Consider the following 12,975-nt stretch of genomic DNA (forward strand, 5'->3'; position numbering starts at 1 on the left):
CCTAAAACACAGGTTGAGGAGCACTGTGTGACGCAATGCACATGCCACATGCATTTCTAGCAGTTAACCCCTCATTTGAGGGGTAATTTATCACTTGAATGAGGGGGTGCGACGCGCTGTGTCAGGTGGGGTGACGGGATTGGTCACCCCGCATTCGCGGGGGTCGAAATCTGTCAGTCGAGCTGGAACACCTGGCCGCCGTGCAGAGCGCGGGGGACCAGCGGGTGGAGTTGGGCGCTCAGGGCGCCCATGACTTTGGGCTCGATGCCGGGTTTGATGTGGGTGATGTAGAGCGGCAGCTCGAGGGGCAGCCAGTCTTGCAACTCGGTGCGCAGCTGGCGGGGGCACAGGTGCAGGGCGCGGTCGGCGAGTTCGAATTCGTCGTCGTCAAAGGCGCACTCCACCACCAGGTGAGACAGCGGCAGCTGGCGCAGGCGGTGCCACAGCGCGGGGTTGGGGCCGGTGTCGCCGCTGTAGGCCCACCAGCGCCCAGCGGGCCCTTGCACGGCAAAGCCGCAGGCGGGCACGGTGTGGCGGGCGGGCAGCACTTCAATGCGGCGCGCGCCAAATGCCAGCACCTGCCCGATATGGCAGGGGTGCAGGCTCAGCACGGGGTGTTCGGCGCTGGGCAGGCGGGTGAAGTCGGGCCAGAGCACGCCGTTGAAGAGGTGGCGGCGCAGCGCTGCGAGGGTGGGCTCCAGCGCATGAACTTGGATAGGGGGGCGCCCGGCCAGGGTGCGCTGGCGCAGCACGGTGTCGGCCAGGAGCGGCAGGCCCAGGATGTGGTCGATGTGCGAGTGACTCAGCAGCACATGGTCGATGCGCAGCAGCGCTTCGATGCCAAGGGTGCCCACGCCGGAGCCCGCGTCCAGCAGTACGTCGTCGTCGAGCAGGAATGCCGTGGTGTCGTGGCCCGCAGCCAGTGACCCTGCGCAGCCCAAAGCAGTAATGTTCATTGTGGGCACAGCTGGCCCCACCAACTGAGGCCGTGGAGCGCACTGTATAGCCCGCACCAGGCTCAGCCCAGTGGCGCAATTGGCACGCTGCGCCACCGCCACAGGGGCAGCGCTTGCCAAACCCAGGCCGCGTGATGTGGTGCACGCAGCACCTGGCATGCCAGGGCCGCGCGGCGCGCGGGGTCAGTGGTGCAGGAATTGCATCTGCGTGCCAGCGAGTTCGATCACATCGCCGTGGCGCAGGGCGGTGGATTCGCTGGTGAGGGCTTGCCCGTTGACGCTGGGGCGCATATGCCCTTCAACGTGGGCAAACACATAGCCGCTGGGGCGTTTGGTGATGGAGGCCACCTGCACGCCGGGTTTGCCCACGGTGGTGACGACTTTGCTGAGCACCACCTCACGGCCTGCAGCCGGGCCGTTGAGCACTTTGATGGCAGCGGCTTGGCCGGGCATCATGCCCGGGCCCAGGGCGCCGAACTCGGAGGCCGCACCAAAGCCCGAGCGCATGGCGCCGCTGCCGGTGGCAGCACCGCTGCGCAGCACCTGGGTGCGCTCGTACTCGCTGGTGTCTTCGCCCAGATACTTGATCTTGTACTTGCCCACCTCGATCACATCGGCATGGTTCAAGAGCTGCTTTTTGATGGCTTTGCCGTTGATGTAGGTGCCGTTGGTGGAGTTGAGGTCTTCAATGAACACATCGCTGCCCACCATTTGCAGCACGGCGTGTTCGCCGCTGATGGCCAGGTTGTCAATGACGACATCGTTGTACGGCCGACGCCCCAGGGTGGTCTTGTCTTTGGTGAGTTGGATCTCTTTAATGACTACGCCATCGAGAGACACCATCAGCTTGCTCATGTTTGACCTCGAAATGTTGCTGTGCAGGCCGCAGCCGTGCTGATCAATGCTCGCGCCAGCCACTCAGGCTCGGCCGGGTGCCCACCATCGGCGATGACGGGTGTTTTCGCTCGTGCGGACCAGAATGACTGCGATGTTATCCCGCCCCCCATAGTCATTGGCCGCGTCGATGAGCGCGCGCCCCAACTCGGGGAGTTGCCCGTGTGCCTGGAACAACTGCGCGAGGGTGGTCTCGTCGAGCATGTCCGTGAGCCCATCGCTGCACAGCAGGTAGATGTCGCCAGACTTGGCATCTTGCGGTGTGAGCTCCAGCATCAGATGCTCGTCCACCCCCACAGCCCGGGTGACGAGGTTGCGGTTGAGAGACACGGCCGCCTGGCTGGGGGTGAGCAGGCCGGCATCGAGTTGTTCTTGCAGCAGCGAGTGGTCGCGCGTGAGCTGGCGCAGCGCACCCTCGCGCCACAGGTAGGCGCGTGAATCCCCCACATGCCCCAACACCAGACGACTGCCCGCAAACACGCCAAACACCAAGGTGGTGCCCATGCCTGCGTAGCGGGGGTTGCTGGTGGCCGCGTTGAAGATGGCGCGGTTGGCGTTGTCGACACAGATTTCCATGGCGCGGCAAACCTCGGACTCCGCAGCCTGGCCTTCGGTTTCGCGCAGCCAGCGCCCCAACTCGGCCTTGAGGAATCCGGTGAGCATCTGGCTGGCCACCTCACCGGCGTTGTAGCCCCCCATGCCGTCAGCCAGGATGAACAGCCCTGCCTGCTCATCCAGCGCCACGGAGTCTTCGTTGTTGTCACGCACACGGCCTGTGTCGGTCGCGCTGAAGAACTCCAAATTCATGACAAATGGCAGAACTGGGTTGTTGTGGTCGGCGGATTGTGCATCTTCACTCCACGCCAGCAGGGTGAAGCCCCGATAAATGCGGAATTCGTCACGCGTTTGTCCCCTCAATTGCAGCGCGTCAGTCAACGTTTCCGCGACGCCCAACACCCAGGCGCAACACCAACTCGAGGTCCTGCGCCATGGTGTCGGCGTCCTGATAGCGCAGCTTGGGGTGTTTGTGCAGACCCAGCGCCACCACCAGCGCCAGGCCCTCGCTCAAGCCAGGGCAGTAGCGCCGCACGTCGGGGGCACTTTCGTGGGCCACTTGCTGGATGAGATCGGCGAAGTTGTCGCTGTGATGGGGCAAAGCGCCGGTGAGCAGCTCAAACAGCAGCACGCTCAGGGCGTAGATGTCGCTGCGGCCATCGGCCGGCAAGCCGGTGAGCACCTCGGGCGCCATATAGGTGGGTGAGCCCAACACCATGCCGGTGCCGGTATGGCTGCTGTTGTGCAGGCGGGCCACGCCAAAGTCCATCAGCCGCAGCTGCGCGCTGGCGTGGTCCCACATCACATTGGAGGGCTTGACGTCCCGGTGCACCACGCCGCAGCGGTGGGCATAGGCCAGCGCGCGCGCCAGGCGGGCCGCGATTTGCACCACTTCAACCACGGGCAACAAATGGGGGGCGCGCACAAAAGCACCGAGGTCATGGCCGCTGGCCAGCTCCATGACCATCCAGGCGTCTTGGTCGTCTTGGCTGCGCCCGGCGTCGACCACGCGCAAGATGTCGGGGTGGTCCAGGCGCTGCGCCACCGCCGCCTCTTGTGCAAAGCGCTGGCAGATCTGCGGCACATCGGCCGCCGCGAACGCACGGCTCAGCGCCAGGCGCTTAACAGCCACTGGGCGCCCGGTTTGGGTGTCAATGGCGCGGTACACCACCGCCATGCCGCCGCGGCCAATTTCTTCCTGTAGCTGGTAACGTGAGGCCACGCCACCGGGTGCCGTCGGAGACGAACGCCCCAGCCAGCGCGAAAACCAAGCCCCACCCGTCACCCTGTCTCCCCTAGGTCGGCGTCGTGAATGCGCCATGCCCGAGGATGCCAGAACCCAGGCCCCCGGGCATGAATTGCAGGCTCAGCCTCTGTGCCCAAACCTCATGCCCGTGGCTTGAAGCCGCTCACGCCCGGCGCCGCCATTGCACCAGGCCCGCAAAGCACAGTGCCGCGACCCCCAAGCTCAGCGGGAACTGGACCGAGGCCAGCGAGTTCAGCACACTCCAGGTGTCAGCCCCCAGCTGGCCCACCAGGACACGGGCGGCAGCGCTGGCGTCGTGGGCTTGGCGCAGCAGAGCTTCGGCGTTCGGGATGTTGATGGCCACGGCCTCCACGCCGCCCATGAGCTGCGCCTGCAAGGCCTCTGCCAACGCTGTGTAGCCGTAGAGCTTTTGCAGCAAGGCCGCGGCGGCCACGGTCACGCCGATGAGCAGCGGCGCCCCCCAGCCTTTGACCCAGGCCTGCGCCAGCATGAGTGCAAACACAAAGGGCGACCACCACAAGGCCATGAGCGCCACGCCCAGCAGCAGGCGCAGTGCCCCCACCGCCAGCACCTGCAGCACACCCCACCAGGGCGCAGCCATCAGGGCCCCAAAGCCCGATTCCTGAACCACCCCCACCATGCCCGTGAGCAGGCCACAAGCCGCCCCCACCAACACGGCGGCCATGGGCACGAGCACGCCATGCGCCAGCCAGGTGCTGCCCAGACTCTCCACATGGGTGGCGGGCAGGGAGAGCCAGAATTCGTGGCTGCGGTCGGCGCGGTCACGGCGCGGCAAGCCTGGCATCTGGAACAACACGATGGACGTGCTGGTCACCAACAGCAGCATGGCAAAACCCCAGCTCACCCCCACCAAGATCAGCAAGGCCGTCACGTCCGAGCGCGAGGCTACAAGCTGGCCCAAGTCGTCCTCTTGCGGTGCGCCCCCCTGGGGCAGCGTTGCAGCCTCTGCGCCTTTGGCCTCGCCGACCTCCACCCCCACCTGTGTGTGGGTGCTGCCGCCAGCGTGGAACTTGTATTGAACCTTGCTGCTGAACGTTGGCAGGCTCAGCATCAAAGCCCACACCAGGCCTACCAGCACCAGCATGGGGATGGACCAGCTCCACTTGTGCTGGAGCCACTCGCGCTTGAGCAGCGTGGCGATACGTTGCGTTTTCATGATTGCCGTCCTTTTCTTGTGCTCAAGCCCCGTGGGGCGCTTGTTCGGGCTTGCGGGTCAGGGCCACAAACAAATCCACCAGGCTGGGCCGCAGCCGCTCACCGAGCTGCGCCAGGTGCTGGGGCGGCGCGCCGTCAAACAGCGCGGCGCTGCGCCCGTGTATGCGGTAGCGCAGCAGCGGGTGGGCGGCGGCCACGGCGTCGGCCAGCTCGGGGGCGTGGGCCAGGGCCACATAGCGCTGCTCCACATCGGCCAGGCTGAGGTTCAGCACCAAGCGCCCTTGGTCGAGCATGAGCACGTCTGAGAGCAGCTGCTCGATTTCTTCCACCTGGTGGGTGGAGATCAGCACGCTGCGCTCGCCGTCGCACCACTCGTCAATGAGCATTTCGTAAAACGCTTTGCGCGACAGCACATCCAGCCCCAGCGTGGGCTCGTCCAGGATCATGAGCCGCGTGTCGATGGACGCCACCAGCGCCAGGTGCAGCTGGGTGACCATGCCTTTGGACAGCGCTTTGACCTTGTCGCCCAGCTCCACACTGGTGCGCCGGATCAAGGTGCGTGCGCGCTCTGCACTGAAACGGGGCTGCAGCCCGCTCATGAGGGTGACGAGCTCATGCACCCGCGCCCAGCGCGGCAGCACCGCCACATCGGGGATGTAGGACACCTGGTCCAGCAGCGCCACACGGTCGGCTTGCGGGTTCATGCCCAGCACGCGCAGCGCTCCCTGGCCGCTTTGCAAGCCCACCAGCGCCTTCATCAGCGAGGTTTTGCCCGCGCCGTTGTGGCCCAGCAGGCCCACCACGCGGCCTTTGGGGATGTCAAAGCTGACGTCATCCAGCGCCGTCTTGCGCCCATAGCGCAGCGAGAAATTGCGCACCTCCACCAGTGCGTCTTGGCTGTTGTGGTTCATGTCGTCCCTCATTCCCACTGCAAATCTTGCGGCCCCAAGCCCAGGCGCGCGAGGCGCTGGCGCAGTTGTGGCCACTCGGTGTTCAACATCGCGGCCCGCTGCTGCTCCAGCAAGCGCAGGCGCGCACCCTGGCGCACAAACCAGCCCTGGCCGCGGCGATTCTCCAACAGCCCTTGGGCGTCCAGCAGCTGCAGCGCGCGCGCCACCGTCAGCGGGTTGATCAGGTGCTGATGGGCCAGCTGCCGCACCGAGGGCATGGCCTCGCCTTCGGGCGGGTCGCCTTCCAGCAAGTTTTGCAAAAGGTGCTCGGCCAACTGCTGATAGAGGGGAAGCTTTTCGCTCCAGTGCTGCATTGAATTCTCCAAACACACCCGGCCCCGGGGTGATGCAGCACACCATATCGGCAAGGCACTAGGCACCGCACCTGCGCCGCGACCAACTGCACTTTGCCCAGGATGAGCTGCACGCACCCACCACCCTGGCACGCCACTTGCGAGAGCCCCGCGCATGAACAGCACCGAACTCACCCTGCGCCTGGAGCCCTCACCGCTGGCCGTGGTGCAACTCCACGCCCTGTTGGAAGAACACCTGGCTGACATGCGCCGCACCTCGCCACCGGACAGCGTGTACGCACTGCCCTTGCAGCGTCTGTCCCAGCCCGATGTGCGGCTGTGGACCGCCTGGCAGGGCACGCAACTGCTGGGCTGCGGCGCGCTCAAACACCTGCAGGAGCGCCACGGCGAACTCAAATCCATGCGCACCGCCACCGCCTGGCGCGGCCACGGCGTGGGCCGCGCGCTGCTGCGCCAGCTCATGGCCGACGCACGCGCTCAAGGCCTCTCACGCCTGAGCCTGGAAACCGGCACCGCCCCCTTCTTCGCCCCCGCCCACGCCCTCTACCTGGCCCACGGCTTTGAAGACTGCGGCCCCTTTGCCGACTACGCCCCAGACCCCCACAGCCGCTTCATGACACGGCTGCTGTGAGGGCGCAAAAACAAAAACGGCCCGCACAGCGGGCCATCTGGGCCTGGGTTGTGAGCGCCGCGGGCTCTGTGATTCGGGCTAAGCGGGCTGCTGAACGATTTGCAGCTCGTTGCCAGATGGGTCTTGCAACGTTGCCAGAACACCGCCCCAGAACTGCTTCTGGGGTGCTCCCGTGAAAGGCACACCCAGCGCCACAAGCTGCCTGTGCTTCTCCGTGATGTCGCGAACCGCGAACGACAAACCCGTGAAACGCCCGACCAGCAGCTGCTCCTCCTCGGGTGCGTCAGCGGCAACCACCTCCACCACCAGCTCCGTGCTCCCGGCCTTGAAAACGCAGTAGCCATGCGGGCTCCCATCCACCTTCAAGGGTAGGCCCAGCGGGCCGGCGTAGAACTGCCTCGCGGCGTCAATGTCCTTCACGAAGACTCTGGCGGTGTTGAGTTCCATGGTCATCCTCAAGTTCAAAAGCACAGGCGCGCGCTGGCGGCTGTGAGTACCGCGAGAAACCGCTTCGGCGGCGTCCTCGTCATGTGTTGGGGAGTGCATCGTAGGCGGCAGCCCCTGCGACGCAAGCCCCCACCTTCGGGCGAACCTGCAGCCGTTTGAGCCCCTACCAATACTGCGGGTAACGCTGCGCTGGCAACCCCTGGTGCGGGCGCTGCACGAATGGTGGGCGAGCCCCAGCTTTCGCGGCTGCGCGTTTTTGAACGCCGTGGTGGAACTTGCCGGCGCCCAGCCCGAGGTGGTGGCGCTCTCCCAGCAGCACAAGGCACAAATGACCGCCGCCATCGCCCAAGTGCTGCGCGGCCCCCTTCGTGCAGAGCGCGCCGCACGCGCCACCTTGGCCGCAGACGGCGCCATCCTCCACGCCCAGGTGCACCAAAACCCCGACGCCGCCGCCAGCTTGTTAGAAGCCCTGTTGCGGGCGGATGGATGAGGGCGCTGTTAAGAAATCGCGCGCCACGGCTTACTTGGCGAGCTCGCGATAGAGGCTGTCGAACTCCTCCAGACTCGCCGCAAACGCCGCCATCACATGCTGCCGGGGGCGCTCCTTTTGCTCTCGGACCGACGTCACACCCAGCTCCATCATGATTTATCTTGAAGTTTCATGATTGCGCAAGCGGTGGGGATGTGGCCAGGCGCCCACCAGACACAAGCCGCCCTGCCCGCAGGACACCCCATTCAGCGCTACGGGGCACTTCTCGAAACCTCATATTTGAGCATCTAGGGAACCTCTGCATAAATCGACATCTGCCATGGCAGCCCACCGTTCAGTGAGCTGCCATGTCCCGCAGGCACAAAGAATCCACAGCTCACATTCGATCGGTCGCCTGCGAAACTGATGCTGGATCGCTCGTGGCAGATCCCCCTTGATTTATGCAGAGGGTCCCTAGAGCGCCATAAGTCATTGATTTCAATGGAACGACTTTGTGCCAAACAGGGTTTTTAGAAGTGCCCTACAGAATCTGGAACCTTGTCGATAAGCGCTGATTATGCCGAAAAATCAGCAAGATTTGCATCCACATCGAAATCGGGATGCTTCCCTGCAGGCATTTTAGGAGACAAGGAGCATTTTGTGGCAACAGATCCAGTACTCGAAGGCGATTGGACTGATCGCGCTTGCGGACATGGGTATCTCGCACATCTCACAACAGGGTCAGGCCGTGGACCAACTGAACCATTCGCCATCTGAATTTTTGAAATATCCATCACGACAACCGCATAACCTTTGTCGGCGACATACATCACAGAAAGATGCTTATTTTTATCTGTCTCAGTCACCGGAACGATGGACAATCCAATTCTTCTCCCGAGAATATCCAACTGCGCACCAACCAAGCCCTGGGAATCTGACGACCAGTCCCCCACAAATTGACGCTGACTATTCCCATCAAGTTCAAAAACTGTGACTTTATGATCAAAATCTTTTATCGATTTTGATATGATATTTAATTGCTTTAATGACGATATTCCCTCAAAAAGGAAGCAATTATCATGCCCATCCTGCGACCTCAACTCCACCTCGAGAATTGAACCGTTCTTTACCTCTATGCAGTCTATTGAAGCCGCCCACGAAGAGCATGAGCAGAAAAATATAACTATTGCGAAAACTTTCTTCCAAGGCATAAATTATCTTCCATATATTCTATTTGGATCGAAATTCGCGTGGTATATTTAATATAAACAGATCCCTCCACCATTAACCACCACCTTCCACCGCCATTTCGAGCGATGGCTTAATCATTCAACCACAGCTATTTGCAGCACGGAAACCCGGGGTTATGGGGGGTATGCCTTTGTTTCGCAAAGAATTTAGCGAGCGGCCTGCTCCGGACACAAGGTGGCGTTTTGCCACGGCGGCTGCGTGGGGTAGGCCCAATTGCCAAAACCGGTTGAGCGGCGCCACGCGCGAATGCAACTCCTCCGCCTATCTAGCTCAACAGTGAATTAGGCAGCTATGTGGTGTTCTCGCGTTTAGCTTCGTGAGGGCCATATGTGGCCTGCAAGCCAAGCTTCAAAACGTCAGCCGAGGCAAATCGCCGGGATGCTGTGCGGCAGTTGGTTCATTGAGGGGGAAGTCCCCAAACCGCCCCGCCAGGGCCAGGCATTCTGGGGGCCAGTCCTGGGCGGCGTGGCGGTGGATGAGCGCAGCCACCCACTGGCTGGGCGTCAGCCCTTGCGCCAGGGCCGAGCGTTCGACCAGCGCCAAGGTGGCGGTGTCCAGTTGCACGGTGATGTGGGGCATGGCGCAGACCTCCGAAGGCTGGGCCAGTCTATGCGGCCTCAGCGGCTCGTGCCGCCCCGCCGGGACCGCCAGCGTGCTAAGGCGCACACCACCGCCCACCCCAGCACACCGGCCAGCGCACCCGTGAAATGGGCCGCGGGGGCGATGGGGATGCTCCAGCCCGCGCGGGTTTGCAGGGCGGGGCCGAAGGGGTGTTCGAGGGCCACTTTGAGGGCCAGGCCCAGCAGCAGCAGGGCGCCCACGGTGCGGGGAGCACCGCTGGGGCGAGCGGTGCCCAGCAGCAGGGCCAGGGCCGCGGTGGCCACGCCGGCGTGCAGCACGCCTGAGAGGCCGCCGTAGCGGCTGAGGTCGGGCCAGGCCAGCAGGCCCAGCTGGGTGAGGGGCCAGGCCAGGGCCCAGGCGGCCAGGGTGCGCCAGCCCAGACCGGCACGCCAGGCCAGCAGCGCCAGCATGAGGCAGCCCGCCAGATTGGCCAGCAGGTGCTGCAGGCTCAGGTGCACCAGGGCGGCGCTGCAGACACGCCAGGGTTGGGTCAGGGCCAGTTCGGGCCGCCACTCCAGTGCGGCTTGCAGCCCGGCTGGTGCCAGAAACACGGCCGTGGCGCCCAGTGCGGCCAGGGCGCAGGCGCTGCCCCAGGCCGCCGGGGCGGCGGCTTCGGGGGGCAGGCGCGGTTCAAGCACCAAAAACGGCCTGCCACAGCGCCAGCACGGCCTGGCGGTGGGCTTGCAGCGGGGCGGCAGCGGCGGCGTCCAGCGCGGTGCTGGCTTCGTTGAGCCGCGCCCGGTGCTGGGCGCTGCGCATGGCGCGGTAGGCGTCGGCGGCGGCGCGGCCGCAGTCGGGCGGCAGCAGACCAGCGGCCTCGGCGCGCTGCAAGAGGGCAATGACGCCGGCGTTGTCCAGCAGCTGGGGGTGGGCGTGGGAGTGGGCCAGCACCAGGTATTGCAGGGCGAACTCGGCGTCCATCATGCCGCCCGCGCTGTGTTTGAGGTCAAACAGCTCGGCGCGCACGGGCTTGGCGGCGCGCACCTTTTCGCGCATGGCCAGCACCTCCTGGCGCAGTGCGGCGTGGTCGCGCGTGGCGGTGAGCACCTCGCGGCGCACGGCCTCAAAGCGCTCGGCCAGCTGCGGCGCACCGGCGCAAAAGCGCGCCCGGGTGATGGCCTGGTGTTCCCAGGTCCAGGCGGTGTTGCTGCCGCGCCCGCTTTGGTAGTTGGCGAAAGACTGCATGGAGGTGACCAGCAGCCCGGAGTTGCCGTTGGGGCGCAGCGCGGTGTCGATGTCAAACAGCTCGCCCGCGGCGGTGCGCAGCGTCAGCCAGGTGATGAGGCGGCGCACAAAGGCGCTGTAGATCTCCAGCGCGCTGTCGTCTTCGTCGTCGAAGAGGAAGACAACGTCGAGGTCGCCGCCATAGCCCAGCTCCTTGCCGCCGAGCTTGCCGTAGGCGATGACGGCCAGCTGCGGTGCCTCGCGGTGGCGCTGGCGCAACCCGGCCCAGGCCCATTCGATGGCGCATTGCAGCACCGCGTCGGCCAGCAGCGAGAGATCGTCGGCCACTTGCTCGACGCTGATGCGCCCTTCCACATCCCGCACCAGGGTGCGGAAGACTTCGGCGTGGTGGGCGCGGCGCAAGCTGTCGAGCAGGGCTTCTTCGTCGGCCTCACCGTGGCGCAGCCACACGGCGCGGCGCTGTGCGAGTTCCTGCACAAAGGCTTCTTTGTCAAAGCGCTCGTGCAAGAGTCGGGTGTCGGCCAGCTCGTCGATGACGCCGGGGTGGCGCATGAGGTAGCGCATGGGCCAGCGCGCCAGGCCCAAGAGGCGCAGCAGGCGCTGCAGCACCGAGGGGCGCTCCAGCAGCAGGGCCAGATAGCTCTCGCGGCGCAGCAGCGGTTCGAGCCAGTCCACGAAGTGCAGCACGGCCTCGGTGCTGCAGCCGTCTTCGCCCTGGATTTGCGCGGCGCGCCCCACCAGCTTGGCCAGGCGCAGGCGCGACTCTTCGCGCAGCCCCTGCACGCGCGGCAGCTGGGCCAGGCGCTTGACGGCGGGGCGCAGCGGCTCGGGCAGGCTGTTGAGAAAGTCTTCGGCATCCACCGGCAGCGCCGGGGTGCCGCAACGCTTGCAGCCACCCCCTGCAGCGGGCTGGCTGTCGTGCAGCAGGGCGTCGAACTCAGCGGCCACCAGCTCGCGCACCTCGCCCAGGCGCTCAAACAGCGCGCAGGCTTCGGCGCGGCACACCAGGCCCAGGGAGTCGGCAATCCAGCGCAGGTCGGCGTCGGCCTCGGGCAGGCAGTGGGTTTGCTGGTCGTCCAGGAATTGAATGCGGTGCTCGACGCGGCGCAAAAAGTCGTAGGCCTCACTCAGCTTGTCGGCCGTGGCGGCGGGCATGAGGCCTTTGTCGGCCACGCGCTGCAGGGCTTTGACGGTGGAGCGGGTGCGGATTTCCGGGAACTGCCCGCCGCGCACCACCTGCAGCAGCTGCACGATGAATTCAATCTCGCGAATGCCGCCGCGCGAGAGCTTGACGTCGTTGGCGCGCTGCGGGCGCCCGGCGGCGCGGCGCTGGGCCTCGTCGCGGATTTTGCGGTGCAGCTGGCGCAGCCCTTCAAACACGCCGTAGTCCAGGTATTTGCGGTAGACGAAGTGCGTCACCAGGGCTTTGAGCGCCTGCACCTTGGGCCCGGCAATGGCCAGGCGCGGCGCCACCACGCGGCTCTTGAGCCAGGCAAAGCGCTCCCACTCGCGGCCCTGCACCAGAAAGTACTCTTCCAGCATGGCCAGGCTCACCACGGCGGGGCCGGAGTTGCCGTTGGGGCGCAGCGCCAGGTCCACGCGAAACACCTGGCCGTCTTCGGTGACGTCGCCAATCAAGGTGTAGAGCTTGCGCGAGAGCTGGCTGAAGTACTCGTGCGCGGTGATGCGCTGGGCGCCGTCGGTGTGGCCGTCCTCGTCGTAGACGTAGATCAGGTCGATGTCAGACGAGACATTGAGCTCGCGCCCACCGAGCTTGCCCATGCCCAGCACCCAGAACTCAATGACCTCGCCCTGCGCGTCGCGCGCCGCGCCGTATTGCGCGTCCAGCTCGGCACGGCCCTGGGCCAGCGCCAGCTCCAGGCTGATTTCGGCCAGCTCCGTCATAGCCAGGCAGACCTCGGGCACGCTGGCGCCTTGCTCCACATCCAGCACCGCCAGGCGCTCCAGCACCAGCTGGCGCATCACGCGCAGCGCACTGCCCAAGGCCCGGCCTTGCTGCTGCAGCTGCGCCACCACGGCCTGCATGGTCTCGCGCCGGGGCAGGCCCGGAGGCAGCAGGTCCAGCTCCGCGCTCCAGCGCCGACGCACGCGCTGCACAAAGCGGCTGTATTCGGCTTTGGCCCGCACTTGCGGGGGGTTTGCGCCAGGCGCGAGGTCAACCGACTGCGCCGCTTGTCGTTGTTCAAAGTTCATGGCACCACTGTGCTAGATTCCCCGACCGCTTCACCACCGCGCAGC

At 65.3% G+C, this 12,975-nt stretch carries 14 protein-coding genes; 2 read left to right on the forward strand and 12 right to left on the reverse strand.

Annotated elements, in window-relative coordinates; all coding sequences use genetic code 11:
* Nucleotides 1-173 precede the first annotated feature (173 nt).
* From ACG0Z6_RS04360 to ACG0Z6_RS04390, 7 genes are all read right to left on the reverse strand, one after another.
* Nucleotides 174-956: an MBL fold metallo-hydrolase gene (locus ACG0Z6_RS04360; RefSeq protein ID WP_394458881.1), complete on the reverse strand. Its 783-nt coding sequence runs from the start codon at nucleotides 954-956 to the stop codon at nucleotides 174-176.
* 183 nt (nucleotides 957-1,139) lie between these two features.
* A complete protein-coding gene (locus ACG0Z6_RS04365) occupies nucleotides 1,140-1,811 on the reverse strand; it encodes an FHA domain-containing protein (protein ID WP_394458882.1) in 672 nt (223 codons plus the stop codon).
* Nucleotides 1,812-1,874: 63 nt separating this feature from the next.
* A complete protein-coding gene (locus ACG0Z6_RS04370; protein WP_394458883.1) occupies nucleotides 1,875-2,657 on the reverse strand; it encodes a Stp1/IreP family PP2C-type Ser/Thr phosphatase in 783 nt (260 codons plus the stop codon).
* A gap of 121 nt (nucleotides 2,658-2,778) precedes the next feature.
* On the reverse strand, nucleotides 2,779-3,627 hold the full coding sequence (locus tag ACG0Z6_RS04375) for a serine/threonine-protein kinase (protein WP_394458884.1): 849 nt from the start codon (nucleotides 3,625-3,627) through the stop codon (nucleotides 2,779-2,781).
* Between the two features lie 187 nt (nucleotides 3,628-3,814).
* Entirely contained in the window at nucleotides 3,815-4,849 is a 1,035-nt protein-coding gene (locus ACG0Z6_RS04380) for a hypothetical protein (RefSeq protein WP_394458885.1), read from the reverse strand.
* Between the two features lie 22 nt (nucleotides 4,850-4,871).
* Nucleotides 4,872-5,759 carry an ABC transporter ATP-binding protein gene (locus ACG0Z6_RS04385; protein ID WP_394458887.1) on the reverse strand — a complete coding sequence of 296 codons (888 nt, stop codon included), beginning with the start codon at nucleotides 5,757-5,759 and terminating at the stop codon, nucleotides 4,872-4,874.
* Nucleotides 5,760-5,767: 8 nt separating this feature from the next.
* Nucleotides 5,768-6,112: a GntR family transcriptional regulator gene (locus ACG0Z6_RS04390; protein WP_394458888.1), complete on the reverse strand. Its 345-nt coding sequence runs from the start codon at nucleotides 6,110-6,112 to the stop codon at nucleotides 5,768-5,770.
* Between the two features lie 154 nt (nucleotides 6,113-6,266).
* Here ACG0Z6_RS04390 and ACG0Z6_RS04395 point away from each other — a divergent pair, with 154 nt between their 5' ends.
* A complete protein-coding gene (locus ACG0Z6_RS04395; RefSeq protein WP_394458889.1) occupies nucleotides 6,267-6,743 on the forward strand; it encodes a GNAT family N-acetyltransferase in 477 nt (158 codons plus the stop codon).
* 78 nt (nucleotides 6,744-6,821) lie between these two features.
* On the opposite strand, the gene ACG0Z6_RS04400 is transcribed toward ACG0Z6_RS04395, so the two are convergent.
* On the reverse strand, nucleotides 6,822-7,190 hold the full coding sequence (locus tag ACG0Z6_RS04400; RefSeq protein ID WP_394458890.1) for a VOC family protein: 369 nt from the start codon (nucleotides 7,188-7,190) through the stop codon (nucleotides 6,822-6,824).
* Between the two features lie 202 nt (nucleotides 7,191-7,392).
* Between ACG0Z6_RS04400 and ACG0Z6_RS04405 the strand changes: the two genes are divergently transcribed.
* On the forward strand, nucleotides 7,393-7,680 hold the full coding sequence (locus tag ACG0Z6_RS04405; RefSeq protein ID WP_394458891.1) for a hypothetical protein: 288 nt from the start codon (nucleotides 7,393-7,395) through the stop codon (nucleotides 7,678-7,680).
* Nucleotides 7,681-8,234: 554 nt separating this feature from the next.
* On the opposite strand, the gene ACG0Z6_RS04410 is transcribed toward ACG0Z6_RS04405, so the two are convergent.
* From ACG0Z6_RS04410 to glnE, 4 genes are all read right to left on the reverse strand, one after another.
* A complete protein-coding gene (locus ACG0Z6_RS04410) occupies nucleotides 8,235-8,870 on the reverse strand; it encodes a hypothetical protein (protein WP_394458892.1) in 636 nt (211 codons plus the stop codon).
* A gap of 388 nt (nucleotides 8,871-9,258) precedes the next feature.
* On the reverse strand, nucleotides 9,259-9,489 hold the full coding sequence (locus tag ACG0Z6_RS04415; RefSeq protein ID WP_394458893.1) for a CopG family transcriptional regulator: 231 nt from the start codon (nucleotides 9,487-9,489) through the stop codon (nucleotides 9,259-9,261).
* Nucleotides 9,490-9,527: 38 nt separating this feature from the next.
* The gene (gene rrtA, locus ACG0Z6_RS04420) at nucleotides 9,528-10,169 is read right to left on the reverse strand and encodes a rhombosortase (RefSeq protein ID WP_394458894.1); all 642 of its coding nucleotides are present in this window, start codon (nucleotides 10,167-10,169) and stop codon (nucleotides 9,528-9,530) included.
* Complete coding sequence (gene glnE, locus ACG0Z6_RS04425; protein WP_394458895.1) at nucleotides 10,162-12,930, reverse strand: bifunctional [glutamate--ammonia ligase]-adenylyl-L-tyrosine phosphorylase/[glutamate--ammonia-ligase] adenylyltransferase; 2,769 nt, start codon at nucleotides 12,928-12,930, stop codon at nucleotides 10,162-10,164. The genes rrtA and glnE overlap by 8 nt, the downstream gene beginning before the upstream one ends.
* Between the last annotated feature and the right edge of the window lie 45 nt (nucleotides 12,931-12,975).

The organism is Roseateles rivi (assembly GCF_043555845.1).
GTDB classification, from domain to species: Bacteria; Pseudomonadota; Gammaproteobacteria; order Burkholderiales; family Burkholderiaceae_C; genus Roseateles; species Roseateles rivi.